Annotated in this window: 25 protein-coding genes; 20 read left to right on the top strand and 5 right to left on the bottom strand. The window is 59.1% G+C overall.

Annotation, left to right across the window (positions count from 1 at the left end; all coding sequences use genetic code 11):
* The first annotated feature begins 9 nt into the window (after positions 1-9).
* The 6 genes from ddpX to RVY89_RS07200 are packed head-to-tail and all read left to right on the top strand — an operon-like array spanning position 10 to position 5,977.
* Positions 10-585, top strand: a complete 576-nt coding sequence (ddpX, locus tag RVY89_RS07225) for a D-alanyl-D-alanine dipeptidase (protein WP_484827340.1) — start codon at positions 10-12, stop codon at positions 583-585.
* Positions 586-600: 15 nt separating this feature from the next.
* Positions 601-2,133: an ABC transporter substrate-binding protein gene (locus RVY89_RS07220; RefSeq protein WP_484827339.1), complete on the top strand. Its 1,533-nt coding sequence runs from the start codon at positions 601-603 to the stop codon at positions 2,131-2,133.
* 23 nt (positions 2,134-2,156) lie between these two features.
* Positions 2,157-3,179 (top strand): ABC transporter permease, encoded by a 1,023-nt coding sequence (locus RVY89_RS07215; protein ID WP_008501701.1) that lies wholly within the window; start codon positions 2,157-2,159, stop codon positions 3,177-3,179.
* Positions 3,176-4,069 carry a D,D-dipeptide ABC transporter permease gene (gene ddpC, locus RVY89_RS07210; RefSeq protein ID WP_484827338.1) on the top strand — a complete coding sequence of 298 codons (894 nt, stop codon included), beginning with the start codon at positions 3,176-3,178 and terminating at the stop codon, positions 4,067-4,069. Before RVY89_RS07215 ends, ddpC begins: the two co-directional genes overlap by 4 nt.
* Positions 4,069-5,055, top strand: coding sequence for an ABC transporter ATP-binding protein (locus tag RVY89_RS07205; RefSeq protein WP_484827337.1), 987 nt, complete (start codon positions 4,069-4,071; stop codon positions 5,053-5,055). The genes ddpC and RVY89_RS07205 overlap by 1 nt, the downstream gene beginning before the upstream one ends.
* Positions 5,048-5,977: an ABC transporter ATP-binding protein gene (locus RVY89_RS07200; protein ID WP_484827336.1), complete on the top strand. Its 930-nt coding sequence runs from the start codon at positions 5,048-5,050 to the stop codon at positions 5,975-5,977. Before RVY89_RS07205 ends, RVY89_RS07200 begins: the two co-directional genes overlap by 8 nt.
* Here RVY89_RS07200 and RVY89_RS07195 read toward each other — a convergent pair.
* On the bottom strand, positions 5,974-6,723 hold the full coding sequence (locus RVY89_RS07195; protein ID WP_484827335.1) for an SDR family NAD(P)-dependent oxidoreductase: 750 nt from the start codon (positions 6,721-6,723) through the stop codon (positions 5,974-5,976). The two genes, RVY89_RS07200 and RVY89_RS07195, sit on opposite strands and share 4 nt — an antisense overlap.
* Before the next feature lie 115 nt (positions 6,724-6,838).
* On the opposite strand from RVY89_RS07195, the gene RVY89_RS07190 reads away from it, so the two are divergent.
* Positions 6,839-7,744, top strand: coding sequence for a LysR family transcriptional regulator (locus tag RVY89_RS07190; protein WP_484827334.1), 906 nt, complete (start codon positions 6,839-6,841; stop codon positions 7,742-7,744).
* Positions 7,745-7,767: 23 nt separating this feature from the next.
* Here the strand turns inward: RVY89_RS07190 and RVY89_RS07185 are convergent, their stop codons facing one another.
* Complete coding sequence (locus RVY89_RS07185; RefSeq protein ID WP_023311893.1) at positions 7,768-8,196, bottom strand: OsmC family protein; 429 nt, start codon at positions 8,194-8,196, stop codon at positions 7,768-7,770.
* A 75-nt stretch (positions 8,197-8,271) separates the two neighbouring features.
* Entirely contained in the window at positions 8,272-9,153 is an 882-nt protein-coding gene (locus RVY89_RS07180; RefSeq protein ID WP_484827333.1) for a LysR family transcriptional regulator, read from the bottom strand.
* A gap of 110 nt (positions 9,154-9,263) precedes the next feature.
* Here RVY89_RS07180 and RVY89_RS07175 point away from each other — a divergent pair, with 110 nt between their 5' ends.
* The 6 genes from RVY89_RS07175 to adhP all read left to right on the top strand — a co-directional run bounded on the left by RVY89_RS07175 (position 9,264) and on the right by adhP (position 15,971).
* Positions 9,264-10,115 (top strand): Vmh family MBL fold metallo-hydrolase, encoded by an 852-nt coding sequence (locus RVY89_RS07175; protein WP_484827332.1) that lies wholly within the window; start codon positions 9,264-9,266, stop codon positions 10,113-10,115.
* Positions 10,116-10,347: 232 nt separating this feature from the next.
* On the top strand, positions 10,348-10,563 hold the full coding sequence (gene bdm / locus RVY89_RS07170; protein WP_008501713.1) for a biofilm-dependent modulation protein: 216 nt from the start codon (positions 10,348-10,350) through the stop codon (positions 10,561-10,563).
* Between the two features lie 95 nt (positions 10,564-10,658).
* Positions 10,659-10,796 carry a stationary-phase-induced ribosome-associated protein gene (sra, locus tag RVY89_RS07165; RefSeq protein WP_008501714.1) on the top strand — a complete coding sequence of 46 codons (138 nt, stop codon included), beginning with the start codon at positions 10,659-10,661 and terminating at the stop codon, positions 10,794-10,796.
* Positions 10,797-10,971: 175 nt separating this feature from the next.
* The gene (locus RVY89_RS07160) at positions 10,972-12,669 is read left to right on the top strand and encodes an NAD-dependent malic enzyme (RefSeq protein WP_484827331.1); all 1,698 of its coding nucleotides are present in this window, start codon (positions 10,972-10,974) and stop codon (positions 12,667-12,669) included.
* A 382-nt stretch (positions 12,670-13,051) separates the two neighbouring features.
* On the top strand, positions 13,052-14,764 hold the full coding sequence (locus tag RVY89_RS07155) for an ABC-F family ATP-binding cassette domain-containing protein (RefSeq protein ID WP_484827330.1): 1,713 nt from the start codon (positions 13,052-13,054) through the stop codon (positions 14,762-14,764).
* A gap of 196 nt (positions 14,765-14,960) precedes the next feature.
* Positions 14,961-15,971, top strand: a complete 1,011-nt coding sequence (gene adhP / locus RVY89_RS07150) for an alcohol dehydrogenase AdhP (RefSeq protein ID WP_023311899.1) — start codon at positions 14,961-14,963, stop codon at positions 15,969-15,971.
* 43 nt (positions 15,972-16,014) lie between these two features.
* Here adhP and RVY89_RS07145 read toward each other — a convergent pair whose 3' ends face one another.
* Positions 16,015-16,521, bottom strand: coding sequence for an RrF2 family transcriptional regulator (locus tag RVY89_RS07145; RefSeq protein ID WP_484827329.1), 507 nt, complete (start codon positions 16,519-16,521; stop codon positions 16,015-16,017).
* Positions 16,522-16,651: 130 nt separating this feature from the next.
* Between RVY89_RS07145 and RVY89_RS07140 the strand changes: the two genes are divergently transcribed.
* From RVY89_RS07140 to RVY89_RS07110, 7 genes are all read left to right on the top strand, one after another.
* Positions 16,652-17,854, top strand: a complete 1,203-nt coding sequence (locus RVY89_RS07140) for an NAD(P)/FAD-dependent oxidoreductase (protein WP_484827328.1) — start codon at positions 16,652-16,654, stop codon at positions 17,852-17,854.
* Positions 17,855-17,993: 139 nt separating this feature from the next.
* Positions 17,994-19,613, top strand: a complete 1,620-nt coding sequence (locus RVY89_RS07135) for a TIGR04028 family ABC transporter substrate-binding protein (RefSeq protein ID WP_484827327.1) — start codon at positions 17,994-17,996, stop codon at positions 19,611-19,613.
* Positions 19,614-19,623: 10 nt separating this feature from the next.
* Positions 19,624-20,568, top strand: coding sequence for an ABC transporter permease (locus RVY89_RS07130; RefSeq protein WP_484827326.1), 945 nt, complete (start codon positions 19,624-19,626; stop codon positions 20,566-20,568).
* On the top strand, positions 20,565-21,416 hold the full coding sequence (locus tag RVY89_RS07125; protein WP_484827325.1) for an ABC transporter permease: 852 nt from the start codon (positions 20,565-20,567) through the stop codon (positions 21,414-21,416). Before RVY89_RS07130 ends, RVY89_RS07125 begins: the two co-directional genes overlap by 4 nt.
* Positions 21,413-23,020, top strand: a complete 1,608-nt coding sequence (locus tag RVY89_RS07120; RefSeq protein ID WP_484827324.1) for a dipeptide ABC transporter ATP-binding protein — start codon at positions 21,413-21,415, stop codon at positions 23,018-23,020. The genes RVY89_RS07125 and RVY89_RS07120 overlap by 4 nt, the downstream gene beginning before the upstream one ends.
* Positions 23,017-24,006, top strand: a complete 990-nt coding sequence (locus RVY89_RS07115; protein ID WP_484827323.1) for a putative FMN-dependent luciferase-like monooxygenase — start codon at positions 23,017-23,019, stop codon at positions 24,004-24,006. The genes RVY89_RS07120 and RVY89_RS07115 overlap by 4 nt, the downstream gene beginning before the upstream one ends.
* Before the next feature lie 10 nt (positions 24,007-24,016).
* A complete protein-coding gene (locus tag RVY89_RS07110) occupies positions 24,017-25,108 on the top strand; it encodes an alkylhydroperoxidase domain protein (RefSeq protein ID WP_484827322.1) in 1,092 nt (363 codons plus the stop codon).
* 7 nt (positions 25,109-25,115) lie between these two features.
* On the opposite strand, the gene araJ is transcribed toward RVY89_RS07110, so the two are convergent.
* Positions 25,116-26,291, bottom strand: coding sequence for an MFS transporter AraJ (gene araJ / locus RVY89_RS07105; RefSeq protein WP_484827321.1), 1,176 nt, complete (start codon positions 26,289-26,291; stop codon positions 25,116-25,118).
* Positions 26,292-26,317: the final 26 nt, after the last annotated feature.

Below are 26,317 nucleotides of genomic sequence, written 5' to 3'. Positions count from 1 at the left end.
AGCGGAGCTATGCCCGTAGAGAGTGAACTGATTGATGTGGCGAAGACGTTCTCCACGCTGCATATCGATCTGAAGTACGCCACCGCCGACAATATTACCGGCCGCCCGATTTACCAGGAGGCGCAGTGCCTGCTGCATACCGACGCGGCCACCGCGCTGGCAAAAGCCATCAGCATTGCCACGCTGGCCGGACTGAAGCTGGTGGTCTACGACGCCTATCGGCCGCAGCAGGCGCAGGCCCAGCTCTGGGAGGCCTGTCCGAATCCGGAATACGTGGTCGACGTGGCGATAGGCTCCAACCACAGTCGCGGCACGGCCATCGACGTGACCCTGATGGACGAGCATAACGCCGTGCTGGATATGGGCGCCGGTTTTGACGAAATGCACGATCGCTCGCATCCGTATCACCCCTCCGTACCGCCGCACGCCCAGCGCAACCGTCTGCTGTTGAACGCCATCATGTTCGGCGGCGGTTTTGTCGGGATCGGCAGCGAATGGTGGCACTTCGAACTGCCGAACGCCGCCAGCTACCCGCTGCTTGATGACCGTTTTGCCTGTTTTCCCCTGACGCACACCCCTCTTTAAACCTGGAGCACTGCCATGAAAACATCGCTTCTCTCGACCGTCATTGCCGCCGCGCTGGCCCTGAGCGCACCGCTGGCGCTGGCTGCCGTCCCGAAAGACATGCTGGTCATTGGTAAAGCCGCCGACCCGCAAACGCTCGATCCGGCCATCACCATTGATAACAACGACTGGACCGTCACCTATCCGTCCTACCAGCGTCTGGTCAAGTACAAGCCAGGCTCTACCGAGGTAGAAGGCGACCTGTCGACGGGCTGGAAAGCCTCCGACGACCAGAAAGAGTGGACCTTTACCCTGGCAGATAACGCCAAATTCTCCGACGGTACGCCGGTCACCGCCGAAGCGGTCAAACTCTCCTTTGAGCGCCTGCTGAAGCTCAGCCAGGGGCCGTCAGAAGCCTTCCCCAAAGATCTCAAAATTGATGCCGTGGATGACCATACGGTGAAGTTCACCCTCAGCCAGCCGTTCGCGCCTTTCCTCTACACTCTGGCGAACGACGGCGCCTCCATCGTTAACCCGACGGTGCTGAAGGCCAATGCCGCGGACGACGCGCGCGGCTATCTGGCGCAAAACACCGCCGGCTCCGGGCCGTTTATGCTGAAGAGCTGGCAGAAAGGCCAGCAGCTGGTGCTGGTGCCAAACCCGCACTGGTCGGGCGACAAGCCGCACTTCAAGCGCGTCTCGGTGAAAATTATCGGTGAGAGCGCGTCGCGTCGTCTGCAGCTTTCCCGCGGTGACCTGGACATTGCCGACTCCCTGCCGGTCGATCAGCTGGCGGCCCTGAAGCAGGAAGGGAAAGTCGCCGTTGCCGAATACCCGTCCCTGCGCGTGACCTATCTCTACCTCAACAACAGCAAAGCGCCGCTCAATCAGGTCGATTTACGCCGCGCGGTCTCCTGGGCGACGGACTATCAGGGGATGGTGAAAGGCATTCTGAGCGGCAACGGCAAGCAGATGCGCGGCCCGATCCCGGAAGGCATGTGGGGCTTTGACGCCTCGGCAATGCAGTACAGCCTCGACGAGGCCAAAGCCAAAGCGGCGCTGGAAAATGTCAAAGACAAGCCCGCCAGCCTGACCTTCCTCTACTCGGACAACGATCCGAACTGGGAGCCTATCGCGCTCTCAACGCAGGCCAGCCTTGGCAAGATCGGCATTAACGTCAAGCTGGAAAAACTGGCCAACGCCACCATGCGCGACCGCGTCGGCAAAGGCGATTACGACATTGCCATCGGCAACTGGAGCCCGGACTTTGCCGACCCGTACATGTTCATGAACTACTGGTTCGAATCGGACAAAAAAGGGCTGCCGGGCAACCGATCGTTCTATGAGAACAAAGAGGTCGATTCCCTGCTGCAGGCCGCGCTGAAAACCACCGACCAGGCGGAACGTACCAAAGATTACCAGCAGGCGCAAAAGGTGGTTATCGACGAGGCGGCCTACGTTTATCTGTTCCAGAAGAACTACCAGCTGGCGATGAACAAAGAGGTCAAAGGCTTCACCTTTAATCCAATGCTCGAGCAGGTGTTCAACATCGCCACCATGAGTAAATAACGGTTCTCGCCGGGGGAAAGGGTATGACGTTCTGGAGCATCGTGCGCCAGCGCTGCTGGGGGTTACTCCTGGTGGTGGCCGGTGTCTGTATTATCACTTTTATTATTTCGCACCTGATCCCCGGCGATCCGGCCCGTCTGCTGGCCGGGGACCGGGCCAGCGACGACATCGTGCAGAACATTCGCCAGCAGCTGGGGCTGGATCAGCCGCTGTACGTTCAGTTTGGCCGTTACGTGGATGCCCTGGCCCACGGTGATTTAGGCACCTCCATCCGGACCGGCCGTCCGGTCGCCGAAGACCTGAAGGCTTTTTTCCCCGCCACGCTGGAGCTGGCCTTTTGTTCCCTCCTGCTGGCGCTGGTCATCGGCGTGCCGCTGGGGATTTTGTCGGCGGTGTACCGCAACCGCTGGCTGGATCACCTGGTGCGTTTAATGGCGATGACCGGAATCTCCACCCCGGCCTTCTGGCTCGGTCTGGGCGTCATTGTGCTGTTCTACGGGCACCTGCAGATCCTGCCGGGCGGCGGCAGGCTGGACGACTGGCTCGACCCGCCGACGCACGTCACCGGCTTTTATCTGCTGGATGCCCTGCTGGAAGGCAACGGTGAGGTCTTTTTCAATGCGCTGCAGCACCTGATTTTGCCCTCGCTGACGCTGGCGTTTGTTCACCTGGGGATTGTGGCGCGCCAGGTCCGTTCAGCAATGCTGGAGCAGCTTAGCGAAGACTACATTCGCACGGCCCGCGCCAGCGGCCTGCCCGGCTGGTATATCGTCCTGCGCTACGCCCTGCCGAATGCGATGATCCCGTCGATTACCGTGCTCGGGCTGGCGCTGGGGGATCTGCTGTACGGCGCCGTGCTGACCGAAACCGTCTTTGCCTGGCCAGGCATGGGCGCCTGGGTGGTGACGTCCATTCAGGCGCTCGATTTCCCTGCCGTGATGGGCTTTGCCGTCGTTGTTTCGCTGGCCTACGTGCTGGTTAATCTGGTGGTCGATCTGCTTTACCTGTGGATTGACCCGCGAATCGGGCGCGGAGGTGCCGAATGATGTTAACGCAGGAAACGCCCGTCCCGGTTAAACCCGTCAGACAACGCATCAACTGGGCAAAGCTGTTCTGGATGCTGCGTCAAAGCCCGCTCACGATCGTCGGCGGCGTCATTATGCTCGTGATGCTTTTCATTATGGTGGCCGCACCGTGGATCGTGCCGCACGACCCGAACGCGCTGGATCTGACCGCGCGCCTGCAGGCGCCTTCCGGGCAGCACTGGTTTGGTACCGACGAGGTGGGCCGCGATCTTTTCAGCCGCGTGCTGGCGGGCAGCCAGCAGTCCATTACCGCCGGACTGGCGGTGGTGGTGATTGCGGGCGGCATCGGCTCGCTGCTGGGCTGTCTGTCCGGCGTGCTGGGCGGGCGCGGCGACGCCATTATCATGCGGGTGATGGACATTATGCTCTCCATTCCTTCCCTGGTGCTGACCATGGCGCTGGCCGCCGCGCTCGGGCCGAGCCTGTTTAACGCCATGCTGGCGATTGCGATTGTCCGCATTCCCTTCTACGTCCGCCTGGCGCGCGGGCAAACCCTGGTGGTGCGCCAGTTTACCTACGTGCAGGCCGCCCGGACGTTTGGCGCCTCCCGCTGGCATTTGATCCGCTGGCATATCCTGCGCAACGCTCTGCCACCGCTGATCGTGCAGGCGTCGCTGGACATCGGCAGCGCCATTCTGATGGCCGCCACGCTGGGGTTTATTGGCCTGGGGGCGCAGCAGCCGACCGCCGAATGGGGCGCAATGGTGGCGGTCGGACGTAACTACGTTCTGGACCAGTGGTGGTACTGCGCGTTTCCCGGTGCGGCGATTTTAATAACCGCCGTGGGCTTTAACCTGTTTGGGGACGGTATCCGCGATCTGCTGGACCCGAAATCGGGAGGTAAACAGTGATGACCGACTCGGTACTCAAGATTGAAGACCTACATCTGAGCTTCCCGATTTTTCGCGGCGAGGTCCACGCGCTGAACCACGTCTCGCTGGAGATCGGCAGGGGTGAAATTGTCGGCGTGGTGGGCGAATCTGGTTCAGGTAAATCGGTGACCGCCATGCTCGCCATGCGTCTGCTGCCGGAAGGCAGCTACCGCATTCATCACGGTCAGGTGAAATTACTCGGCGAGAACGTCCTGACGGCGTCCGAGAAACAGCTTCGCCAGTGGCGCGGCGCAAAGGTCGCGATGATTTTTCAGGAGCCCATGACCGCCCTCAACCCGACGCGGCGGATTGGCAAACAGATGGTGGAGGTGATCCGCCAGCATCAGCCTCTTTCCCGGCGAGAGGCACAGCAGAAGGCGATTACCCTGCTGGAAGAGATGCAAATCCCGGATGCGAAAGAGGTCATGGCGCGCTATCCGTTTGAACTGTCCGGCGGCATGCGCCAGCGGGTGATGATCGCCCTTGCCTTCTCCTGCGAGCCGGAGCTGATTATCGCCGACGAACCGACCACCGCGCTGGACGTTACCGTCCAGCTGCAGGTGCTGCGCCTGCTGAAGCACAAGGCGCGGGCCAGCGGCACCTCGGTGCTGTTTATCAGCCACGATATGGCCGTGGTGTCCCAGCTCTGCGACAGAATGTACGTGATGTATGCGGGCAGCGTGATCGAGAGCGGTGCCACGCAAACGCTGATCCACCAGCCTGTGCATCCCTATTCCATTGGCCTGCTGCAGTGTGCGCCGGAAAACGGCCAGCCGCGCGCCCCGCTTCCCGCCATCCCCGGCACGGTGCCCAACCTCAGCCAGCTACCGCAGGGGTGCGCGTTCCGCGAGCGCTGCTTTGCCGCCGGGGTGAAATGCAGCGAAACGCCGCGCCTGCAGCCCCATGGCGCAGAAGGCCAACAGGCTGCCTGCTGGTATCCACAACGGGAGAAAGCCCATGTCTGATGTACTGCTGGAACTGGATAGCGTTCACGTCAATTTTGCGGCACGTAAAAACTGGCTGGGCCGCGTGACGGAAAAAGTCCATGCGCTCAACGGGCTCGACCTTGAGATCCGTCGGGGAGAAACGCTGGGCATTGTCGGGGAATCCGGCTGCGGGAAAAGCACGCTGGCCCAGCTGCTGATGGGCATGCTTAAGCCCAGCACCGGCGCCTGCCAGCGGACGCACCGCGCGGGCGGCATGCAGATGGTGTTTCAGGATCCGCTCTCTTCGCTCGACCCGCGCCTGCCGGTCTGGCGCATCATCACCGAGCCGGTGTGGGTACAAAAGCGCAGCAGCGAGCGCGAACGCCGTCAGCTGGCGGAGGATCTGGCGCTGCAGGTGGGCATTCGCCCGGAATATCTCGACAGGCATCCGCACGCCTTCTCCGGCGGGCAGCGCCAGCGCATCGCCATCGCCCGGGCGCTCTCGTCCGATCCGGATATCATCGTGCTCGATGAACCCACCAGCGCGCTGGATATCTCCGTGCAGGCGCAGATCCTCAACCTGCTGGTGACCCTGCAACGGCAGCGTAATCTGACCTACGTATTAATCTCGCATAACGTCTCGGTGGTCAGACACATGAGCGACCGCGTGGCGGTGATGTACCTTGGGCAGATTGTAGAGCTGGGGAGCGCCGCGCAGGTGCTTGGGGAGCCTCGCCATCCTTACACCCGCCTGCTGCTCGATTCGGTTCCCCGCACCGGTGAACCGCTGGATGAAGCGCTGGCCTTACGCAAAACGGAGCTTCCCGGCAACCGCCGCCTGCCCGAAGGCTGTTTTTTCCGTGACCGATGCCCGTTGGCCGCGCAGGGGTGCGAACGTCCTCAGCCGTTACAGCCCTCTCGCGAGGGCCGTGACGTCCGCTGCTGGCGCAGTCTGGGTTAAATTTGCGCCATCCCGCCGTCCACGAACAGCTCGGTGGCGTTAATAAAGCTGGCCGCGTCGGAGGCCAGAAACGCCACCGCTTTACCCACCTCACCCGGCGCGCCTAAACGGCCGAGCGGCACCTGAGCGGCCAGCGCGTCGTACAGCCCCTGACGATGTTCTTCCGGCACCAGATCGCCGAGGCCAGGGGTTTTGATCGGGCCCGGGCTTACCACGTTGACGCGGATCCCACGGCCCTGCAAATCCAGCGCCCAGGAGCGGGCAAAGTTGCGCACGGCGGCTTTGCTGGCGCTGTAGACGCTAAAGTTTGCCGTACCCTTAATGGACACCGTCGAGCCGGTCAGAATAATCGACGATCCGGCGGACAGCAGCGGTAGCGCCTTCTGTACCGTGAACAGCACCCCGCGAACGTTGGTGCCGAAAATCCGGTCAAACTGCTCTTCGGTGATCGCGCCCAGCGGCAGCATATCGCCGCCACCCGCATTGGCGAACAGAATATCGAGGCGGCCTTCTTCTTTGGCTATCCGGGCATAGACCGCATCCAGATCGGAAAGCTTTGAGACATCCGCGCGAATGCCTACCGCGTTTGAAGCAATTTCAGCCACCGCCGCGTCCAGCTCGGCCTGACGACGTCCGGTGATGTAAACCTTAGCGCCCTGGGCCGCCAGCTCCTGCGCCGTGGCAAGACCAATACCGGTGCTGCCGCCGGTGACCAGTGCGATTTTTCCTGAGAGAGTCGTGTTCATGTCATTTACCTTTTGTTGGGTTTGCGTTGGACAAACTTTAGCCCTTGCGGGATTAGTGAAAAACCGGCAAAAATGAAAATGACTATTCACACACGGAAATAATCAGGGGAGCCTAATGGACCAGCTAATGGCGATGCGCGCTTTTACCCGGGTGGTGGAAACCGGCAGCTTTACCCGGGCGGCGGACTCGCTGAACATGCCCATCGCCACCCTGAGCAAGCTGGTGAAATCGCTTGAGGCGCATCTGGATATACGTCTCCTGCACCGGACGACGCGCCGGGTGGTCGCGACGCCTGAAGGGGCGGATTACTATGAAAAAGCGCTTAGGGTTTTGATAGATATCGAAGATATCGACACCGCGTTTCGCGTTTCCCGCGCGACGCCAAAGGGGCATTTGCGGATTGACGTGGGGGGCTCCACCGCCCGGGACGTGCTCATCCCCCTGCTGCCGGATTTTATGCAGCGTTATCCGGAAATCCGCATCGACCTTGGGGTAGCCGATCGTCCGGTGGATCTCATCAGCGGTAACGTAGACTGCGTGATTCGCGGCGGCCCGCTGAACGACTCGACCCTCATCGCCCGCCATATTGGCAACGCCGAGATGGTCACCTGCGCGACGCCGGGTTACCTGAAAAACCATGGCGTTCCGGCCTATCCCCAGGAGCTGTGCAACGGCCACAAGCTCATTAGCTACCTCTCACCCGTCACCGGGCGGGCGTTTCCGTTTCGCTTCAGACAGAACGGCGAGGCGCTGGAAATCAACATTCCGCATTATCTCGGGGTAAACGAAAGTAATGCCCATCTGGCGGCTGCCGCGGCGGGATTGGGGATCGTTCAGACGTTTGAGTATTCGGCAAACGCGTATTTACGGGCGGGGATGCTGACGGCGATCCTGGGCGAGTGGCGGCCTGCCGCCTATCCGTTTCATGTGGTTTACCCGCAGAACCGGCATTTGACGCACAGACTGAAGGTATTTATCGCCTGGCTGGCGGAAGTGTTTCCCGCCGCGCTGAAGGGATAGCCGGGCGCAAACCCGGCTGTGGCTTAGTTAAGCTTATAGTCCAGCGTAATCTCAGCCTTCAGGAGCTGCGATACCGGACAGCCCGCTTTGGCTTTCTGAATAATACCGTCGAACTGCTGAGGAGCGATGCCGGGAACGGTAACCTTGCTTTTCAGGGCAACCTTCGTGATGGCAAAGCCGCCGTCGGTTTTATCCAGCGAAACGTCCGCGGTGGTATCAATGGAATCGGCGGTATAGCCCGCTTCCCCAAGCATCAGCGACAGCGCCATCGAAAAACAGGCCGCATGTGCCGCGCCGATCAGCTCTTCCGGGTTGGTTCCCTTTTCGCCCTCAAAGCGGGTGTTAAAGCCATAAGGCTGCTGATTGAGAACGCCGCTCTCGGTGGAAACCGTCCCTTTACCGCGCTTAATGTCGCCAGACCAGTGTGCCGAACCGTGCTTATGAATAGTCATTCTTGCTCTCCTTTTGGCTTACAAAGGGTTAAGTATAGAAGGCTGTCCGGATTCTGCGGGGAAGACAGACGAGTCTTAGTCACCGAGTAAATGGTGCGCCAGCGCGTCGAGGAACACGCGCAGCGCGGCAGGCTGGTATTCCCGGGACTGATAAATACCATGGATGGCCAGCGGTTTCGGCTCCAGCGCCTCCAGTACCGGCACCAGCAATCCCTGCTCCAGCGCGGCACGCGCTTCGCGCTCCGGCAGCATGGCGATACCGCAGTGCTTAACCGCCGCGTCCATCAGCAGCGAAGAGATGCTGGCGCTCAGGTTGCCGCTGACGGCCACGCTCAGGCTTTCGCCTTCCGGCGTCAGGAAGTGCCAGGACTGCCCGGCAAAAAAGCTGTAGTGCAGGCAGTTGTGCTGGGCTAATTCTTCGGGACTGACGGGCGTGCCGTGCTGCGCCAGATAGTCCGGCGAGGCGCAAAGCACCGAGCGACACTCCCCCAGCCGGCGGGCGATCATGCCGGGTTCGGGGTTGTCGGTAATGCGCACGGCGACGTCAATGCGCTCTCCCACCAGGCTCACCGGGTGGTTGTTCACATCGAGCTCAATGCGCAGCTGCGGGTAACGCGAGAGCAGACCGGGCAGCACCGGCGCTATCAGGTGCATGGCGGTAAAATGCGCGCACGCCACCCGCAGGGTGCCGGACGGCAGATCTTTCTCCGACTGGCCTTCGATTTCCTGCGATATCTGCGTGAGCGTCCGCGTTTTTTGCAGCACCTTTTCCCCTGCCGCGGTCAGCGTCAGCTTGCGCGTGGAACGGTTTACCAGACGTGTACCGGCCCACTTCTCCATTTGTTCAAGGTAGCGGCTCACCATCGGTCTGGAAATGCCCAGCGCGCGGGCCGCCGCGCTCAAGCTTCCCAGCTCGCATATCCGGTTGTAAACCTGAGCGGCGATAACGCGATCCATATAAGCTCCATTTGCTCGATTTATGAAACTAAGCATGTCCTGTTTCAGGAATTCTGGCAAATGCGAATATCCGTACAATAGAGATATTCCTGAACAACAGAGACAACAGCATGAAACTCACTCACCTTGCCCTGCTTTCCACGCTTTTCACTCCGGCTGTTTTTGCCGCGCCGCTGAGCATTGATACCTATAACCCGCAGGAGAAAGGCATTTTCGCTGTCTCCTCCACGCTGGTTTCCGGCCCGAAAGAAGCGGTGCTGTTTGACGCGCAGTTCAGCGTGAAGGATGGCGAAGCGCTGGTAGAGAAAATTCGTCAAAGCGGTAAGACCCTGAACAAGATTGTGATCACCTCCGGCGATCCGGATTTCTATTTTGGCCTTCAGCCGCTGGTCAAAGCCTTCCCGAACGCCAAAGTGGTGGCCACGCAGCACGTGGTTGACCACATCAAGGCCACCAAAGACGCCAAGCTCGCCTTCTGGGGTCCGCAGATGAAAGACGGCGCGCCAACCGAGCTGGTCGTCCCGCAGGTGCTCGCCTCCACCACGTTTATGGTGGACGGAGAAAAGATCGATATCGAACAGCCTGACAGCTACGCGGCCTACGTGTGGATCCCGTCAGCGAAAACTATCCTCGGCGGCACCGGTGTAGCCTGGGGGATCCACGTCTGGACGGCTGACACCCAGACGGCAGCAAGCCGTAAGCAGTGGCAGGAAACGCTGGTGAATATGGCGGCGCACAAACCCGAGCGCGTGATCCCGGGTCACTATCTGGGTACCCCGCCAGCCGGGACGGGCGCGATTGATTTTACCCGTGACTATCTGCAGCGCTTTGAAAAGGCCTTATCCGATCATAAAGATTCCGCAGGTGTCATCAGTACCCTGAAAAAACAGTATCCGAACCTGGCCGAAGAGAGCTCGCTGGAATTAAGCGCTAAGGTGAATACCGGCGAAATGAAGTGGTAATTTAAAATCTGCTCCTGCTATATTTTCGTGATAGCAGGAGCACCGTCTTAATATCCTCTCAACTCCACTTCAATTTACCCCCACATTTCAAAAGCACACAAAAGCATACACTTATGTCATTTTTATTTCTAAGATGAATCTGAGCCACAACCGGGAAAATATTTGCCATTCTGTTTATGAATTAAATTTTTTGCGAGCCGTACCATTAAACAGACAACGACACGGAGGCAGCATGTTTACTTATTACCCGGCTAATACCGCAGCAGCACAACCTGAACTCGTTAACGCGATTGCACAGGGTCTTCACGCCGAGCACGGTGCTGTGACTGAAGATGACATTTTGATGGAACTGACCAGGTGGGTGGAATCCACAGATAATGACATCCTCAGTGACATTTACCAGCAGACCATTAACTACGTTGTCAGCGGGCAAAACGCACCCTTGTAAAAACCTGCTAAGCTGAATCTGCAACCTAAGGGGTTACATTTCGTTTGCATAAGCAAACTGGTCCTTAAAACTATCAACAGGATTGAGGAGTTAATATGAAATCGAACCGTCAGGCACGCCATATTCTGGGACTGAACTACAAGCTTTCTAATCAGCGCAAAGTGGTGATTGAAGGCGACCATGAAACGCAAGTCACTCACGCCACCGGCAGAAAACGCCACGCCGGCAAGTAAGTTCCAGCTGAGATCCAGAACACCATCGGTAATCCCGATGGTGTTTTTGTTTATGTGTTGCGGTAATTAATATTTAGCTCCTTTATAATACCGCCGGACCGCACCCCATCGCACAGGCCAGAAAGATGACAAACAGCAGTGTCAGGGACGGATCTTCATAAAAAGAGTGAGTGACATGGACAACAAACTGAAAAAACATCGTTCCTTATACATCCCATACGCCGGACCGGTTTTACTCGAATTCCCCCTGCTCAACAAAGGCAGCGCCTTCAGCATGGAAGAGCGCAGCAGCTTTAACCTGCTGGGTTTACTGCCCGAAGTGGTTGAAACCATTGAAGAACAGGCAGAGCGCGCGTGGATCCAGTATCAGGGTTTCAAAACTGAAATCGACAAACACATCTACCTGCGCAACATCCAGGACACCAACGAAACCCTCTTCTATCGCCTGGTGCAGAACCATCTCGAAGAGATGATGCCGGTGATCTACACCCCGACGGTGGGTGCGGCGTGCGAGCGTTTCTCAGAGATCTACCGTCGTTCACGCGGGGTATTCATCTCTTATCAGAACCGTCACAACATGGACGACATTCTGCAGAACGTGCCGAACCACAATATCAAAGTGATTGTGGTGACCGACGGCGAACGTATTCTCGGCCTCGGCGACCAGGGCATTGGCGGGATGGGGATCCCAATTGGTAAGCTCTCTCTCTACACCGCCTGCGGCGGCATCAGCCCGGCGTATACCCTACCGGTGGTGCTGGACGTCGGCACCAACAACCAGCAGTTGCTAAACGACCCGCTCTATATGGGCTGGCGCCATCCGCGTATTACCGACGACGAGTACTATCAGTTTGTCGACGACTTCATCCAGGCTGTGAAGCACCGCTGGCCGGACGTTCTGCTGCAGTTTGAAGACTTCGCGCAGAAAAACGCGATGCCGCTGCTGAACCGCTATCGCGATGAGATCTGCTCCTTTAACGACGACATCCAGGGCACCGCAGCCGTGACCGTGGGTACGCTTATCGCCGCCAGCCGCGCAGCCGGCAGCCAGCTGAGCTACCAGAAAATCGTCTTCCTGGGCGCAGGCTCTGCGGGCTGCGGTATCGCCGAGCAGATTATCGCCCAGACGCAGCGCGAAGGCTTAAGCGAAGAGCTGGCCCGCTCCCGCGTCTTTATGGTCGACCGTTTCGGCCTGCTGACCGACGCTATGCCAAACCTGCTGCCGTTCCAGAACAAGCTGGTGCAGAAGCGTGAGAACCTGAAAAACTGGGATACCGACAACGAAGTCCTTTCCCTGCTGGACGTGGTGCGCAACGTGAAGCCGGACATTCTTATCGGCGTTTCCGGGCAAACCGGTCTCTTTACCGAAGAGATTATTCGCGAGATGCACAAGCACTGCGAGCGCCCTATCGTGATGCCGCTTTCCAACCCGACCTCCCGCGTGGAAGCGACGCCGCAGGACATCATCGCCTGGACCGAAGGTAACGCGCTGGTCGCGACCGGCAGCCCGTTCGACCCGGTGGTGTGGAAGGATAAAACCTATCCGATTGCCCAGTGCAACAACTCTTACATCTTCCCCGGCATTGGTCTGGGCGTGATCGCCTCCGGCGCGTCCCGCATTACCGATGAGATGCTGATGTCGGCGAGCGAAACCCTTGCGGGCTACTCGCCGCTGGTCAACCACGGTGAAGGGCTGGTGCTGCCGGAGCTGAAAGACATTCACAAGGTGTCGCGCGCTATCGCGTTTGCGGTAGGTAAAATGGCGCAGCAGCAGGGCGTGGCGGTGAAAACCTCTGCCGACGCGCTGCAGCAGGCCATCGACGACAACTTCTGGAAGCCTGAATACCGCAGCTATCGCCGTACGTCGATTTAATCCGCTCCGCCCGGTGGCGCTTCGCTTACCGGGCCTACGGGCTGGGTATTTCCCCTCTCCCTGTGGGAGAGGGTTAGGGTGAGGGCAACAAACCGCACCATCGAATACCCACTAGCCAAACTCCTTTTCCCCCGCTACACTCCTTTCATCCATTAACCCACTGAATATATAAGGAGGCCAATTATGCTGTATCGTGAAATTTTCAATGTTTCACATACATTTGGTGATCGCACCAGCTCAAGCGTTATCGGTATCGTGCTGCGATAACTTCTGCTTGAGCGAAGACACCAACCCCTGAAATCCCTTCTCTCGGGCTTACTGAGTTATCGTCAGCGATGTTTGACGAGGCATAAACATGCCTGTAACTCTTGGGTAAGCAACAATGAGCACTTTACTTACTGCACAATCTTTACGCGTTGATACGGCGTTTGGCACGCTCTTCGACTCACTCTCCTTTACGCTAAAAAAAGGCGACCGCATTGGTCTGCTTGGCGACAACGGCTGCGGCAAAAGTACGCTGCTGAAGGTGCTGGACGGCACTGACTCCCCCGCCGCCGGAACGGTAGCGCTGGCCGGGCACTGCCTGATGGCGCGCGTGGAGCAACATCTTCCGGACGCTATTTTTCCGCTGACGATGCTGGATGCCGTACTCGCGCAGCTGCCTTTAGCTGAGCGCGATAGCCTGCGCTGGAAAGCCGAAACGCTGCTGGCAAGCATGGGCTTCACGCCGCAGGATATGGCACTGCAATCCGCCACGCTGAGCGGCGGGCAGCACACCCGCCTGCTGCTGGCGCGGGCGCTGATTCACGAGCCGGACCTGCTCCTGCTGGATGAACCCAGCAACCACCTGGACCTCCCAACCATGCTCTGGCTGGAACACTTTCTACAGAACTGGTCGGGCAGCTTCGTGCTGGTCTCGCATGACCGACAGCTGCTGGATGCCGTCACCAACGGCAGCTGGATCCTGCGCGATAAAACGCTGCACTACTTCGCCCTTCCCTGCACGGCCGCCCGCAAGGCGCTTGAAGCAAAGGATGAAAGCGATGCCCAGCGCCACAAGGCGGAGCAAAAGGAGATCGAACGCGTGACCGCGAGCGCGAAGCGGCTGGCGACCTGGGGCAAGGTTTACGACAACGAAGACCTTGCCCGTAAAGCCAAACAGATGGAAAAACAGGTCGAACGGCTGAAGGAGAGCCAGACGGCGCTCACGGCAGGCAGCCAGTGGACGTTAACCCTGCGCGGCGACGCGCTGCGGGCAGACCGTCTGCTGGAGATGGAAAACCTCAGCGTCCCGCCTGCGCCCGGGCTACCGCCGCTGTTTAACATCGAAATGGCGCGGCTGAAAAGCGGCGATCGTGTGGCGATTGTCGGTCGTAACGGCTGCGGTAAATCGTCGCTGATGAAGCTTATCTGGCGACAGTTTACCGATGAACTGACCCACGACGGGCTGAAGCTGCACCCGCGCGTGTCGCCAGGTTATTACGACCAGACGCTGAATCAGCTGCCGGACAACGCCACGCTGCTCGACGCGCTGGAGCCTTTCGCTCCGGATCCGCAGAACCGCAAAATGGCGCTGATAAGCGCGGGTTTCCCGTGGGCGCGTCACGGGCAAACGGTCAGCACGCTCAGCGGCGGCGAGCGCTCGCGCCTGCTGTTCGTTGGCCTGACGCTTGCCCGCTACAGCCTGCTGATGCTGGATGAGCCGACCAACCATCTCGACATGGAAGGCAAAGAGGCGCTGGCGCAAACCCTTCAGCAGTTTGAAGGCGGCGTCCTGCTGGTCAGCCATGACCGTCAGTTAATTAGCCAAAGCTGCAATCGTTTCTGGCTGATTGAAGAGGGAAAGCTGAGCGAGTGGCATGATGCAGAAGCGGTGTTTGAGCGCCTGCGTGAAAGCGCGGGACTGGTGACACCCACCGCGCCTGTCATCGATACTGCGGCGGTTCAATCCTCGCCATATGACGATCTGCTCGAACGACTGGTCGCCCTGGAAACGCTGCTGGAAGACGATCTGGCGCGTAAGCCAAAGCATCAAAAGCCGCAGCTGCAGGCACAATGGCGTAAAGAGATTGAGGAAATAGAAGCACTGCTGTAAGTCTGCGCCCGGCGAGCGCCTCGCCGGGCCAGAATTTTCCCCCTTAATAATTAGAGGAACGCCGTATTCTTATTCTGAAATCGAATCAAATGATGACATTATGTTGCTGCAGTCTTGCATTACCAGGCTAATGTATTAATCCTTAAGAGGTACTACACCTGCTATGCAGATTCTTATCATGAACAAGGAGATACACATGAAGGCTGCTGTTGTCACTCAGGATCATCAGGTTAATGTCACCGAAAAAACTTTACGCCCGCTTAAGCACGGGGAAGCCCTGCTGAAGATGGAGTGCTGCGGCGTATGCCACACCGACCTCCACGTGAAGAACGGTGATTTTGGGGATAAAACCGGGGTTATCCTGGGCCACGAAGGGATTGGTATCGTAAAAGAAGTCGGCCCAGGCGTGAAGTCGCTGAAAGTCGGCGACCGCGCAAGCGTGGCCTGGTTTTTTGAAGGTTGTGGCCACTGCGAATACTGTAATACCGGCAACGAAACTCTGTGCCGTGATGTGAAAAATGCCGGTTACTCCGTTGATGGCGGCATGGCGGAAGAGTGCATCGTCACCGCGGATTACGCGGTTAAAGTGCCGGACGGTCTGGAATCCGCTGCAGCCAGCAGCATTACCTGCGCCGGGGTCACCACCTACAAAGCGGTGAAGGTATCGGGTATTAAACCGGGCCAGTGGATTGCGATTTACGGTCTTGGCGGGCTGGGTAACCTCGCGCTGCAGTACGCCAAAAACGTCTTTAACGCCAAAGTCATCGCCCTTGACGTCAACGACGAACAGCTGAAGCTGGCGGCCAGCATGGGTGCAGATTTAACCATCAACTCCCGCAGCGAAGATGCCGCTAAAATTGTGCAGGAGAAAACCGGCGGCGCGCATGCCGCAGTCGTTACTGCCGTTGCAAAAGCAGCATTCAACTCGGCCGTTGATGCCGTGCGTGCCGGTGGCCGCGTGGTCGCGGTTGGCCTGCCGCCGGAAGCGATGAGCCTCGACATTCCGCGTCTGGTGCTGGACGGTATTCAGGTAGTGGGTTCGCTGGTTGGCACTCGTCAGGATCTGCAGGAAGCCTTCCAGTTTGCGGCTGAAGGTAAGGTGGTGCCGAAAGTCACTATGCGTCCAATCGAGGACATCAACGCCATCTTTAAAGAGATGGAACAGGGCCAGATCCGCGGCCGTATGGTCATTGATCTCCGCTCGTAAACACCTGTCGCCGGGTAGCGGCTTCGCCCTACCCGGTCTATTGTTACGACGAACGCCGGTCTGAAATCCACTCCTGAACCTCAATCTGGAACGTGTCCGGCGCTTTTCGGTACATTTTGCGCGCCAGATCGAGAATGGTATGCCGGGCTAGCTCCTCTTCCATTCGCTGCTGCGCGCTGTCCATCACCGAACGTACCCCGCACGGACCGTCACATACCCAGGCAGGAGGCGTTTCATCAAACACGGCCAGCCGCTGGCGTATCTCCCTACACTCAAACATATTTTTCTCGCCGTCGATGGCGTGTGCTACGTCCAGCACGGTGATCAGCTCCGCCGGGCGCGCCAGCTGAAAGCCCCCACCCTTGCCTTCCGTGCTGATGACCAGACCGGCACGCGACAAGCGGGTGAATATTTTACCGAGATAATCATACGGCACGCCCTGAAGGGCAGCCATCTCCCTTACGCTCATCTCCCGCTCATTACCCTTTGCATCCACCATACACATCAGGCTGTGAATGCCGTATTCCACACCGGAACTGTAAAACGCCATGGTTAACCCCAGTTTGCTATTCAGGCCATTATAACGATTTTTAACTCAGAAAGAAGTTGTCGCAGTCAACTCCGACAAGTATAGTGGCAGTTATGTCAGGTACAGAGCCTGGCGATCAAAAGGATCGAGTATGAAAAAGCAAATTTTAATTGTGGGTAGCGGCTTTTCCGGTATGTGGGCTGCGGTCAGCGCCGCTCGCCTGTCGGCGCTGGAAGGAAAAAACAATCTTAAGATTGCCGTGCTGGCGCCCGTTCCTGAGCTGCGCGTTCGCCCACGCTTCTATGAAGAAAAGGTATCAACGCTTGTCGCGCCGCTGACCGAACTGTTCGCTGAGCTGGATATTGAGTTTATTGCAGGAAGCGCAGAACATATTGATACTCATGAAAAAAAGGTGATATGGCGTGATAATCAGGGGATGACATCCTCGGTGACTTACGAACGTTTAGTGCTGGCAACGGGTAGCCAGACCAAACGCCCTTCCATTGCCGGGCTTGTCGAATACGCATTTGATATCGACCAGCTGGAATCGGCGCTGGTATTTGAGCAGCACCTGGATTCACTGGCTTCACTGCCTGCCACCCCAGAACGTAACACCGTTGTGGTCTGCGGCGGCGGTTTCACCGGCATTGAGCTGGCGACCGAGCTCCCTGCACGGCTTCGTTCTCGATTAGGCGAAGATACAAAGATTAAAGTAGTCGTAGTTGAACGTGGTGCAGTTATCGGTGGGCGTTACAGCGAAGCCTTACGCAAGACCATTGAAGACGCAAGCCGCGAGCTGGGGGTTGAATGGCGTCTTAACAGTGAAGTGGAAACCATCGACGCAAACGGCGTTATCTTAAAAAATGGCGAACGTATTACCGCCTCTACCGTGGTCTGGACGGCTGGCGTCGAGGCCAACCCTCTCAGCCAGCAGATTGACGGCGAACGTGACAACCAGGGGCGACTTATCGTTACCGAGTCGTTGCAGGTCCCAGCCCATCCGGACATCTATGCCACCGGCGACATGGCGCACGCCAAAACAGACGATTCGGGCAACACGGCGCTGATGACCTGCCAGCACGCGATCCAGCTTGGAAAATTTGCCGGACACAATGCGGCAGCCAGCCTGCTAAACATCGCGCCATATCCTTATCGTCAGGTGAACTATGTTACCTGCCTGGATTTAGGCGCGTGGGGCGCGGTTTATACCGAGGGCTGGGAACAGGCCGTCAAATCCGTCCGCGACGAGGCAAAGAAGATCAAAATTGCCATCACGAACGAGCTGATCTACCCCCCAGCAGCGGATAAAGCGGTCGCGTTTGCCGCCGCGGACCCGCTGGCGAAATTCGTTTAGCTCCCGCTCTCGCCCCGTTTACGGGGCGTTTATATTTTCAGTTTCCGGCAAACCTTATCTTAATTCCTTTGTTCCCTTGCTTTCCCCCGCGCCCGATGATGAATCCGACGCTAACAAGAAGATAACAAAGGAATTCACCATGCAAACCCCATTTCGTCTGCCGCTGCTGACGGCGCTGATTCTGGCGACAACCGTAGCCTGGGCAGCAGATGCGCCCGTCAAAGGCGGCACGCTGATTTATCTGGAGCAACAGGCGCACACTAACCTCTATCCGCCTGCCGGTGGCTTTTACCCGAACGGCGGTATTCTGAATCAAATCACCGACAAACTGACGTGGCAGAACCCAAAGACGCTGCAGGTGGAACCGTGGGTGGCAGAAAGCTGGACCACCAATGCAGATAAAACCGAATACACCTTTAAACTGCGTCCCGGCATAACCTTCTCCGACGGCACGCCGCTCGACGCCAACGCCGTGGCGAAAAACTTTGATACCTACGGCTTAGGCAACAAGGCGCAGCGCCTGCCGGTGTCAGAAGTGATCAATAACTACGATCGCAGCGAAGTTGTCGACCCGCTGACCGTGAAGTTCTACTTCAAAAAACCGTCGCCGGGATTCCTGCAGGGCACCGCCACCATAGGATCGGGTCTGGTCTCGCTCAGCACGCTGAAGCGCAACTTTGAAGAGCTGGGTGATGCCCGCCATATCATTGGCTCCGGCCCGTTTGTGGTGAAGGACGAGAAGCTGGGCCGTGAAGTGACGCTCGAAGCGCGCAAAGACTATCAGTGGGGACCCAAAAATCTGGCGCAACAGGGGCCAGCCAATCTTGACGGCATCAAGTTTATCGTGACCCAGGAAGACAGCGTGCGCGTCGGCGCCCTGCTGGCCGGTCAGGCCGACTTTATTCGTCAGGTGCAGGCGTATGACGAAAAGCAGGCGACCGATCAGGGCTATAAAATCTACGCCGCCCCAACGCGCGGGGTGAACGACAGCATCAGCTTCCGCCCGGATAACCCGCTGGTCTCCGATATTCGCGTCCGCCAGGCGCTGCTGCATGCCACCAATGCAAAACAGGTGGTCGAAACCCTCTTCTCGGTCAACTATCCGCAGGCGAAGTCGGTGATTGCCGATTCCGCCGCAGGCTTTGTCGACCTCAGCGACAAATTGACCTTTGACCCGGCAAAAGCCAATCAGCTGCTGGACGAGGCGGGCTGGAAAGCGGGGAGCGACGGGATCCGCGCCAAAGACGGACAACGTCTGGCACTGACGGTATATGAATCCCTTCCGCAGCCGCAAAACAAAGAGGTGCTGCAGCTGATTGCCCAGCAGTGGCGACAGGTGGGCGTGGCGCTCAGCGTTAAAGCCGGTGACGCAGGCAGCCGCACGCTGGATAACCTTGACCCGCAGAAAACCCCGTTAACCGTCTCCGAAGTGGGCCGCGCCGATCCTGACGTGGTGAAAAGCATGTTCTACCCGGCGAACCGCGACGCGCTGCTGCAAAAAGGCGGATCCAGCGACAAGGTCAAAAGCTTCCGTGACGACAAGCTGAATGAACTGCTGGTGAACATTTCCGCTGAGGTCGATCCGCAAAAACGCCTGCAGCTGACCGGCGATGCCCAGCGCTACCTGCTGGATAACGCCTACGTCATTCCGATTTTCGAAGAGCCGCAGGTCTTTGCCGGTGCGCCGTGGCTGAAAGGCGTCAATTTTGAAGCGGTAGGCCGCCCGTCATTCTACGGCGCGTGGATTGAGAAACACTGAGGAGCTGACGATGCGCCACGCACTTCTTCAACGTTTTGGGCACGGGCTGCTGGTCCTGTGGGCCGCCTTTACCCTCTCGTTCGTATTGCTCCAGGTGCTGCCGGGCGACGCGGTGCTGATTAAATTTCAGAACCCGGACCTGGGCTTAAGCCCGGCGCAAATCGAGGAGATGCGCGTGGCCTACGGCGCGAATAGCCCGCTGTGGCAGCAGTACGGCCACACGCTGCTGGCGATGCTGCGCGGGGATTTCGGCTATTCGTTACAGGCGGGCGTGCCGGTCAGCGAGCTGATTGCCAGCAATCTTCCGGATACCCTGAGTCTCGCCCTGCCCGCGTTTGTACTCGCGGTCCTGCTGGCGTTCGTGCTGGCCTTTGCATCGCGTCTGCCGGGGCTGCGCTGGCTGAGTAATACCCTCCAGTCTCTGCCGGTCCTGTTTATCTCCTTACCAACGTTCTGGTTGGGGATTGCCCTCATCCAGCTTTTTTCTTTTCAGCTGCGGCTGATTCCGGTGATTAACCCGACGCCGCTGCAGGGGCTGATCCTGCCGATCGTGACCGTCGCGATCCCGATCTCCGCCCCGCTGGCACAAATTCTGATGCGCAGTCTGGACCAGGTGGCGACGCAGCCGTTTGTCGCCGTGGCCCGCGCCAAAGGTCTGAGTGAAACCGCCGTCCTGTGGCGTCACGTTACCGGCAACGCCCTGCTGCCGGTGCTGAACATTGCCGGGCTGCTGCTGGGCGAACTGATTGCCGGGGCGCTGATCACCGAAACCGTTTTTGGCCGCAGCGGGCTCGGACAGCTGACCCAGCAGGCGGTGAATAACCAGGATATCGCCGTGCTTCAGGCGGTTGTGATGATCTCCGCCCTCGGTTTTGTCCTGATCAATCTGCTGGTGGATCTGCTGATGCCGCTGCTGGATCCCCGTCTGCAAACCGTTACCGGAGGTGCATCATGAGCCTGGTCGATTACGCTGCCGCCGCGCGAAAACGCGTTCCAGCCTGGCAGGGAGTGGAATGGCAACCAGGACTGTGGCTGGCATGGGGGGTGATTCTTCTCGCCGCTTTTGCCGCCGTAGCTCCCGGCCTGTTAACCCACTACAGCCCGATTGAGGGCATCGCTGGCGCACAGCGCCTGGCGCCGCAGGCGGGACACTGGCTCGGGACCGATCAGCTTGGTCGCGATGTTTATACCCGTATTGTCTACGGCGCATCACACTCACTGAGCGCGTCGCTCGCCGCCGTCACGATGGGGCTGGTGGTAGGCACCGGCCTGGGGGTCGTCGCCGGGGCGTTCGCCGGACGCGTCGAGTCTTTCCTGATGCGTTTTGTCGACGTGCTGTTGTCCATTCCGTCTCTGCTGCTCTCGCTGACGGTGATTATTCTGCTCGGGTTTGGCACCGTTAACGCCGCGATTGCCGTCGGCGTGGCCTCCATTGCCAGCTTCGCCCGCCTCGCGCGCGGTGAGGTCGTGCGCATCCGCCACACGGATTACGTCGAGGCGGCGTTTGGCAGCGGCGGGACGTTTTTCGCCGTGCTGTGGCGACACATCCTGCCCAACGCCTTAACCGCCGTGCTCGCCTTTGCCACGCTGCAGTTTGGACAGGCCATCCTGGCGCTCTCCACGCTGAGCTTTCTCGGCTACGGCACCCCGCCGCCCGTACCGGAATGGGGCTTATTGATTGCCGAAGGCCGTAACTATCTCTCTACCGCCTGGTGGTTAACCACCTTCCCCGGCGTGGTCGTCATCGCCGTCGTGCTGGCCACCAACCGTATCAGCCAGCAGTTCAGCGGAGGCCTGAAATGACCGTACTCTCGGTAGAAAACCTTACCATCAGCTACCGTACCGCTCGCCAGTGGCGCGAGGTGGTACATAACGTCAGCTTTACCCTCAGGCGAGGAGAAATGCTGGCCTTTGTCGGCGAATCCGGATCCGGCAAAACGACCACGGCACAGGCGATCATTGGCCTACTGGCGGATAACGCCCGGCGCGATGCGGGAAAAATCGTGCTTAACGGCGAGGAGATTAGCCGGTGGTCAGCGAAGCGTCTCGATACCCTTCGCGGAGCGCGAATCAGCCTGGTTCCGCAGGATCCGGGTAATTCGCTCAACCCGGTGAAAACGATCGGTGCGCAGGTCGGAGAAATTATTCAGCTACACCAGAAAGTGACCCGCGCCGAGCGCGACGAGCAGGTGCTCGCCCTGCTGAGAAAGGTCGGCCTGAGCCACCCCGAACAGCGCATGACGCAGTATCCGCATCAGCTCTCCGGCGGGATGAAGCAGCGCGTGTTGATAGCCATCGCCATTGCCCTGCGCCCGGACGTTATCGTTGCCGATGAACCCACCAGCGCGCTGGATGTGACGGTGCAAAAACGCATTCTCGATCTGCTGGATATCCTGCGGCGGGAATCGGGCACTGCCGTTCTGTTTGTCACCCACGATCTGGCGCTTGCCGCCCAGCGCGCGGACAGGCTGCTGGTTTTTCGCGATGGCGAAATTCAGGAGCAAGGCAGCACCGTCGATATTGTCCGTACGCCGCAGCACGCCTACACCCGTCAGTTGCTGAGCGATCTCCAGGGCCAGCGCCTGACCATTGCCCCGGTAGCCGGTCTCCCGCTCTCGTCACCGGCCATTCGCGCCCGGGCCATCAGCAAACGGTTCTCCCTGGGCAAAGGTCATCAGCTTCAGGCGCTGGATCGGGTGACGTTTGACGTCAGGCGCGGCAGCACGCATGCGCTGGTCGGTGAATCCGGCTCCGGGAAGACCACCCTCGCCCGTATTTTGCTGGGTTTTGAACAGGCGGACAGCGGACAGGTCATCATTGATGATATTGATGCCACCACGCTCAGCCGAGAAGCCCGTCGACAGCTGCGCCAGAAGATCCAGTTTGTCTACCAGAACCCGTTTGCCTCTCTCGACCCGCGTCAGACGCTGTTTGACATCATCGAAGAGCCTCTGAAGAACTTTTCCCGCCTGCGTAAAGCGGAGCGAAAGGTCCGGGTGGAGACCGTGGCGCAGCGGGTTGCCCTGCCCGTCGAACTCCTGACCCGCACCGCCCGGGAACTTTCAGGCGGCCAGCGTCAGCGCGTTGCCATCGCCCGGGCGCTGATCCTGGAGCCGACCATTCTGGTGCTGGACGAAGCCACCTCCGCGCTGGACGTCACCGTGCAGGCGCAGATTCTGGCTCTGCTTCAGCAGCTGCAGCAGCAGCTGGGATTAACCTACCTGTTCATCACGCACGATCTTTCTACCGTCCGTCGGATCGCCCACAGCGTCACGGTGCTGCGCAGCGGTCAGGTGGTCGAACACGGTGACGTCGGAACTTTATTCGCGTCTCCGCAGAACGATTATACCCGCGAGCTGATTGACGCCATTCCCCATTTTTCACCCGCTACGGAGGAGTTCGCATGACGCGAAAACGCCTGGGATTTTTCACCCGCCTGCTTGACGACACCACGCCGAAGGAGCGCTATCGTCTGGCAACTGAACAGATCCGCCACGCCGAACGCCATGGTTTTGACAGCGCCTGGATTGCCCAGCACCACTTCCACGAAAGTGAAGGCGGCCTGCCGTCGCCGCTGCTGTTTCTGGCGCACGTAGCGGCGCATACCGAAACCATTCGGCTGGGTACGGCCATCATTACCCTGCCGATGGAAAACCCGCTGCGCGTGGCGGAAGATGCCGCGGTTCTGGATTTACTCGCCGATGGACGTCTCGAAGTCGGCTTTGGTTCGGGCGGCACGCCGACCTCTTTCCTGCCGTTCGGACTGACGTTTGAACAGCGCGGCGCGGCCTTTGCCGACCATCTTCATGTGATCCAGAGCGCCTGGCGCGGGGATTCGCTCACCCATCCGGATAACCACCTTTACCCGCCTGCGCCACAGCTTGCTGACCGGATCTGGATTGCCACCTTTTCCGTCGACGGTGCCGTTCGCGCCGCGCGGGCCGGACACGGTTTAATGCTCTCCCGCACGCAGCCGCGCCCGGCAGACCAGTTGGATTTAACGCTCGACGCGATCCAGAACCCGATTGTGGATGCCTACCTGGAGGCACTGCCCGCCGGTATCGCTCCGCGCATTCTGGCCTCCCGTACGGCATTCGTCGCCGACAGCGATGACTATGCGCTGAAGGTCGCCACGCCGGGTCTCACCAGGCAGGCCCAGCAGCATCGCGCTGCCGGGCACATTGTTAAAGGTGACAGTGTCACCGATTATCGCCGTCAGTTCGACGCCCACATCGGATCGCCCGAGACGGTGCTGCATTCTCTGCAGGCTGATTCCGTTCTCCGGCACGCCACGGACATCTCATTCCAGGTCCATTCGGTCGAGCCTACCCATCGCGACACGCTGCGCTCCATCGAACTGATCGCCGAACGTATTGCCCCCCACATACTTTGAGGAGACACCTATGTCATTAAGTCAGGACATTCTCGCCGAGCTGGCGGAAATTCAACCCGGTTCCCCTCTGGCAGAGGCGCGCGCCACGCGTGATGCCGCCACGCGCCACGCGCAGGGCAGCTACGAAATCCTGTTTAGCCAGCAGGATAATGATTTTGCACTCGATGAGCGTTTCGCCGTGGCGGCAAAAGTCGCCCGGTGGCACGGCGCGGAGGCGCTGGCCGCGCACTATGCGGGGTTTGGCCTGGCCGACCCTACCTCAGACCGTCTGACCCCTGCGCTCAATTTCGCACGTCTGCTGACGTTCTCCCCCGTCGAAGCGACGCCTGCAGCGTTAAAGGCGCTAACCCAGGCGGGATGGAGCAAGGAAGGCATTGTTACCCTGGCGCAGCTTACTGCGTTTGTCAGCTTCCAGAGCCGACTCATCACCGGGCTGCGGCTGCTGAACGACAAACCCGTCGCCAAAAGCGATGCGCCGGTGGCGGCAGGCATTTGGCACACGACCGCAACAACGATCACCGGGAAGTCGGCCCCCGTCGCGTTTACCCAGCAGGAGCTGGGATGGGAACCATGGATAGCAGCAAAACCGCTTGCGGACTTCCGTGACGATGAGGTTGCCATCCTGGCGAAATTTGGCCATACCGATTCCGACTACTTCCGCCTGCTGGGGCGCAACCTGCCGGTGCTTGAACAGCGCACGCTAACGGATAAAGGGATTTTTTATACGCCGGGGGGCTTGCCGCGCGCCGAGCGCGAGCTGGCAGCAACGGTAGTCAGTAAAATCAACGGCTGCATTTACTGCGCATCTGTCCATGCGCGTAAAGCCAGCCAGCTGTCAAAGGATGACGCGGCGGTAGAGGCCCTGCTGGCCGTGAGGCCAGGGCGGTCCCTGAGCGAGGGGCAATCCGCACGCTGGCAGGCGGAAATCGATTTTGCGGCGGCGCTGTCGGTTACCCCGCCTGCCGCCACGCCGCTGCACCTTGCCGCGCTGGAAAAAGAGGGGTTGGATACCTTAGCGCAGCTTGATCTGGTGCAGTCCGCCGCGTTCTTCGCCTGGGCCAACCGCCTGATGCTGACCCTCGGCGAGCCCTGGCTTGCCTGAATTAAAATCAGGCTAGCGCGCGAGCGTTAGCCTGAGCCTGTCTGGCCCGCAGGTAACCGTATATCAACAGCGCGCTCATGGCCGAGAACGAGAGTATCGCCGCAGGCAGCGTGACGTAGCGCCAGCTAAACCCGAAGGTAATCATCATCCCGCCAAAATACGCCCCGATCGCACTCCCAAGATTAAACGCCATCTGCCCCCCGGCAGCCCCCAGCATCTCACCGCCCTTCGCATTTTGCAGAAGCAGGATCTGCAGCGGCGCAGAGAGCGCAAACAGCCCGGCACAGCAGATAAAGCCCATGACCAGCGAGGCCGTTTTCAGTTCGCCAAAGGCGAAAAGCAGCAGCAGCGAGGCGACAATCACCATGTCGGTGGTGGCCGCAATGCGCAGCGGGCTAAAACGCACCGAGAGTTTTCCGCTCAGCAGATTGCCCAACACCATGCCAAGGCCCATCAGCATCATAATGGCCGTCATCATCCCTTCGGAAAAGCCAGAAACGTTGACCATAAACGGCTTAACGAAGCTGAACCACGCGAACACCCCGGCGTTGCCAAACATGGTGGCGGCAAAAATCAGCCAGGGTTCTGGTTTTTTCAGAAAGTGGAACTGCTCGGTCAATTTGATTTCTGATTTGTCATGGATGTCCGGCACCCAGAGCAGAACCGAGAGGATCACCAGCGCGTCGAACACCGCAATCAGGAAAAAGGTATAACGCCAGCTGAACTGGTGCCCCAGCCAGGTGCCGAGCGGGACGCCCACCAAGTTGGCCACGGTCATCCCGGCGATCATCCCAGCCACCGCCACCGTAACCTTCCCCGGCGGCGCAATTTTAGACAGGATAATCGCCCCGACGCCGAAAATCGCGCCGTGCGGGAAGCCGGAAATTAAGCGTCCCGTCGCCAGCCAGAAATACGATGTTGAAAAGGTAAACAGGGCGTTCCCGACCGCGCACAGGGCAACCAGAAACAGCAGCGTCGTTTTTAACGAGAACTTGCCTGAGAAGAGCGCCACAATCGGGGCGCCAATAACCACACCGAAGGCATAAAAGGAGATCATACTCCCGGCGGAGGGAATCGAAATACCGGCGTCATGCGCCAGCTCGGTTAACACGCCCATAATGCCAAATTCGGCCATGCCCAGGCCAAATGTGCCAAGCGCCAACGAAAATATTGTCTTTTTCATACCTCAACCACGGTTTAATCACTCGC

This window comes from Enterobacter sp. 3U4 (assembly GCF_057224565.1).
Note: the sequence above shows the minus strand (reverse complement) of the source record. Positions and strands in the feature narration are given on the sequence as shown.